Genomic DNA, 4634 nt, shown 5'->3' on the forward strand with positions numbered 1-4634 from the left:
GAGGAGCCCCTGCAGCATATCGAGGCCTGTGACGCCGTGCGCGCCGCAGCACGCGAGCGCGGCATCGAGGAGCGCGAGATCCTCCACGTGGAGGGCAACTTCGCTTGGGGGCGCCTGCACGAGGCCGCGGCCAGCCTGTCGCTGTTCGCCAGCGCCAAGCTGATCGAGCTGCGCCTCTCGGGTAACAACCTGGGTCAGGAGGGAGCCAAGGCCCTCAAGGCCTACGCCGAGCGGCTCGAGGAGAGCGACAACGTGCTGCTGCTGGCCATGGGCAAGCTCGACTTCCGCCAGCAGAAGAGCGCCTGGTTCCAGGCGCTCGACAAGGCCGGGCTCTTCGTCCCGGTGTGGCCGGTGGACCTGTCGCGGCTGGGCTTCTGGCTGCGCGATCGCGCCGGTCTCCATGGCCTCAACCTCGACCTGGACGCCGCCCGCCTGCTCGGTGAGCGCACAGAGGGCAACCTGCTGGCCGCCGACCAGGAACTGCAGAAGCTCGCCCTGCTGCTGCCCCCGGGGGCCCGCGTCTCGCCCCGAGAGGTGGCCGGCGGCGTGGAGGACAGCAGCCGGTTCGACGTCTTCACCCTGATGGATGCCTGCCTCAAGGGGGAGCGGGCGCGGGTCTCGCGGATCATGACCGGGCTCGCCGGCGAGGGCGTGGAGCCCCCCATCATCCTCTGGGCGCTGACCCGGGAGCTGCGCACCCTGCTCTCGCTGCACCAGCACCTGGACCAGGGACAGAGCTTCGAGCATGCCTGCAAGGCCCAGAAACCTGCCATCTTCGAGAAGCGCCGTCCCGCCTACCAGCAGGCGATCAACCGGCTGCCGGTCATGCGGTTGCACAAGCTGCTGCTTTTCGCCCAGCGCCTCGACCTCGCCATCAAGGGGGGTAACACGCTTCCCCTGCGCGACGGCCTGCATGACCTGGCGCTGACCCTGGCCGGCGGCCGTGGCCTGCTGGCCGAGCTCCCCTCCTCCTACCGTATCGAGAGCAAGTCGCACCGTTGATCGGCAAGGACATGAAAAATCGAACCATTTCGTCCTATACTGGGCGGGCATCATCGTGGCGCCACACTCGATCGCCAGGAGGCGACGCGTGGATCATCCAGGAGCCGGAAGCCCACTCGAAGAAGAAGGAACACCGACATGATGAAGAAAGTCTGCCGCTACCTCAGCCCGCTGCTGATCGTCGCCCTGGTGCTGGGCAGCCTGCCCGCGGCCGCCGCCCCTGCCGGCAGCGGCCTGATCACCACCGATGCCGCCCTGAACGCCGAGCGCGGCCAGGCGGATCGTGAGCGGATCCACGACCTCCTCGCCCGCGATGATGTCCAGCAGCAGCTGCTGGCCCAGGGCGTGGACCTCGCCGAGGTGGAGGCCCGCGTGGCCGCCCTCTCCGATGCCGAAACCGCCCAGATGGCCGACCAGCTCGAGCAACTGCCCGCCGGTGCCAGCGCGGTCGGCGCCCTCTTTGCCGTCTTCGTGATCCTGCTGGTCACCGACATCCTCGGCCTGACCAACGTCTTCCCCTTCACCCGCTGAGCGGCGAGCCCCATGCCGCCATCACGCCGTTTCCGGCACTCCTGGAACGCCCGCCCTGCGGGCGTTCTCGCGTTGGTGTTGCTCCTCACCCTGGCCGGCTGTGCCAGCGCCCCGCGCCTGGCCGAGACCACCGAGGAGCGCCTGCCCCGCCAGCTGCTGCTCGACGCGGTTCCCTTCCACGCCCAGCGCGACTACCAGTGCGGCCCGGCATCGCTCGCCATGGTGCTCAACCACGGCGGCGTCAACGTCGACGTCGACACCTTGATTCCCCAGGTCTTCCTGCCCGGGCGCGACGGCAGCGTCCAGCCAGAGATGCTCGCCACCACGCGTCGCCATGGACGCATCCCCTTCGTCATCGAGGCTCGGCTCGACGCGCTGCTCACCGAGCTGGCGGCAGGCCATCCGGTGGTGGTGATGCAGAACCTTGCCCTGCCCGCCTGGCCCATGTGGCACTACGCCGTGGCCATCGGCTTCGACCTGGACCGTGACGAGCTGATCCTGCACAGCGGTGAGGAGCCGCGCCGGATCGAGTCCTTCCGGCGCTTCGATGCCACCTGGGCGCGCAGCGAGCGCTGGGCGTTCATTGCCCTGCCCCCCGGGGAATTGCCCGAGGGTGCACGCCCGGCCGCCACCATGGAGGCGATCAGCGCCTTCGAGCGCCTGCACGGGGCCGAGGCCAGCCTGCCCGCCTGGCTGGCCCTGGCCGAACGCTTCCCGGATCACGGCCTGGCCCACTTCGCGCTGGGCAATGCGCGGCACGGTAGCGGAGACGGCGAGGGCGCCATCGCCGCCTTCGAACAGGCCGTCTCGACACAGCCCGACCTGGCGGTGGCCTGGCTCAACCTGGGCCTGGCCCTGGAGAGCGAGGGACGCCAGGTTGAAGCCCGGCGTGCCCTCGAGCGGGCGGCGGCCCTGCCTGGCCATTGGCAGCTCCCGGCCCGGGACGCCCTCGAGTCGCTCCCCTGAGCGGCTTGTCCCGCCCAGCGCCTCACGGCAAACTGGCGGGAGCACGACAGGAGCCGACGCCTCATGACCTACGATATCGCCCTGAAACGGATCTACAGCCCCGCCTCGCAAGAGGACGGGGCGAGGGTGCTGGTGGACCGGCTGTGGCCCCGTGGCAAGCCCAGCGAGGCCCTCGCCCTCAGCGACTGGTACCGGGACGCTTCGCCGTCTCCGGCACTGCGCCGCCAATACCATCATGGCGAGATCAGCCACTTCGTCTTTACCGTCCGCTATCGGGGTGAACTGCGTGACGCCCCGCAGACCCTTAGGCCGCTGATGCGCCACGCGCGCCGGACCCGCCTCACCCTGCTCTCCGCGGCCCGCGACCTGGAGAACTCCCACCTGCCGATCCTGCGCGAGGCCCTGTTGCGCGCCCTGCGCGAGGAAGATACCGCGGACCTCGAGCCCGCCTCCCTGCCCTGCTTCGCCCACCGCTTTTCCGAAGACGAGTGAGTCGAGCGGCATGAGGTGGTCCTCACCCTCTGGACCACCCGACGGCCCGGATCGGGCGGTCCTTGGCTAGCCAGTGGTCGGGGTGCTTCGGTTGACGCTACTGGTCCTCAGTGCATTGAACCCCCTGGCCATCCCGCTCTGGATGGCGCAGGTGGGTACCAGGTCCTTGTAACCGCGGATGCCGACATCCGCCCGCAGCCATCCGGGATCGAGTTCACGACCTTCGGCCCACGCCAACAGCGCAGCCGGAACATTGGCACCCGCCAGTTGATTGAATGGGTAGTCACCGGTGAAGCGCGGGTTGATGTCGATCACTCTCAGAACGCCATCATCATCCATGCAATCGACTCCCCAGATGCCTGAATGGCCCGTCAGCGCGCTGATCCGCCGCGGCAGTTCCCCCGCAAGGGCGGGATCGACCGTGGTCGCCATGTCACTCTCCCCGGCACGCATGGCATGCACTTCGCACATCAGGTGGGCGGCATAGTCGCCCGTGAGGTCGTTGACGATGCCGATGCAGTATTCCCTGCCAGTGATGCCCTGCTGGATCAGCACGTTTTCACCCATGGGTGGCGCCCCATACCAGGGGTTTGCCGATAGCGCCAGGTGTTGAGCAGCCAGGGCATGTGCCTGCTTAAACTCTTCCAGGTCATGACAGACATTCAGCCCGAGGGAGCCAAAGCCCAGGCGCGCCTTGATCACCACCGGAAACGACAGCTGCCCCGTGCGAAGTGCGGCGATCGCCTCGTCGAGAGAGATGCCCGTCCAGGGCACCGGGATGCCATGCCGAGCCAGCAGCCGGGTGCACTCGTACTTGTCCAGGGTGATCCGCCCCCAGTCGGCGTCGGGCAGGGTGGTCGCGAGACCGAGCTGACGAAACACCGCACCATGTCGGCTGAGCGCATAGGCATCTGCGTCGCTGAACGAACAAAGCAGCCTGACCCGATGATCGCGGCAGATTTCGAGAATCTTGGGTAGATAGGCCGGATCGTGGGAAGCCGGTGTGACCACGGCCAGGTCGGCAGCATACATGGCGGGCGTGTCCGCCCTCATATCGGCACAGATCACGCCTCCCCTCCCCTTGAGGGCCTGACGGAAGTAATCCACCAGGTAACTCCGGCGTCCGACGCTCGTCAGCAGCACATTGCTCATATGACATCTCCCCTTGCGCCCAAATGGCGAGTCCCTTACCACGTGAATGAGGACAGCAGTTGCGAAACAGAGGCCTTGTGCATGAGCGTCTTCCACCCCCCTGCCTCATCCAGCATGACGATCGGAGGTGTGGTGCGAATAAAGGGCGCAGCGGTGACGAAGGAGTAAGCACCGACACTGGTGAACAGAGCAATGTCACCGGCCGCGATAGGGCCAAGGTGGTTCCGAAACAGGACGTCATGCTCCAGGCAGGTGAAACCCACCACGTCAGTGGACAGCGCTTCCGCATCGCCTTCCAGAGCATCCCCGCGATGCCTGGGACATCGGAGCACCGACATCGGCTGGTTGATCTCGTTGACCACGATCTTGAGATGCTCCACCGTGCCATGGGTGACGGCCACCTGCCGGCCGGGCATGCGCTTGAGCGAGTCGACGCGGCAGGCGTACTCCAGGGTATCGGCCACCAGGCCGATACCCGGCTCCAGGATAAG

At 67.4% G+C, this 4634-nt stretch carries 6 protein-coding genes; 4 read left to right on the plus strand and 2 right to left on the minus strand.

From position 1 onward, the window contains the following. The 4 genes from holA to J5F18_RS13405 form a co-directional block, all read left to right on the plus strand. Positions 1-1002: DNA polymerase III subunit delta (gene holA, locus J5F18_RS13390; protein WP_346299105.1), on the plus strand; the 1002-nt coding region annotated here is incomplete at its 5' end. Positions 1003-1143: 141 nt separating this feature from the next. Continuing rightward, a complete protein-coding gene (locus J5F18_RS13395) occupies positions 1144-1533 on the plus strand; it encodes a PA2779 family protein (RefSeq protein WP_346302231.1) in 390 nt (129 codons plus the stop codon). Between the two features lie 75 nt (positions 1534-1608). After that, positions 1609-2499, plus strand: coding sequence for a PA2778 family cysteine peptidase (locus tag J5F18_RS13400; protein ID WP_346302232.1), 891 nt, complete (start codon positions 1609-1611; stop codon positions 2497-2499). 63 nt (positions 2500-2562) lie between these two features. Next, the gene (locus J5F18_RS13405) at positions 2563-2991 is read left to right on the plus strand and encodes a DUF488 family protein (protein WP_346299106.1); all 429 of its coding nucleotides are present in this window, start codon (positions 2563-2565) and stop codon (positions 2989-2991) included. 66 nt (positions 2992-3057) lie between these two features. Here the strand turns inward: J5F18_RS13405 and J5F18_RS13410 are convergent, their stop codons facing one another. Together J5F18_RS13410 and J5F18_RS13415 are read right to left on the minus strand one after the other, a co-directional pair. Next, positions 3058-4143: an ATP-grasp domain-containing protein gene (locus J5F18_RS13410; RefSeq protein ID WP_346299107.1), complete on the minus strand. Its 1086-nt coding sequence runs from the start codon at positions 4141-4143 to the stop codon at positions 3058-3060. Between the two features lie 35 nt (positions 4144-4178). Beyond that, positions 4179-4634: hypothetical protein (locus tag J5F18_RS13415; protein ID WP_346299108.1), on the minus strand; the 456-nt coding region annotated here is incomplete at its 5' end.

It is taken from the genome of Halomonas sp. BM-2019, assembly GCF_017584085.1.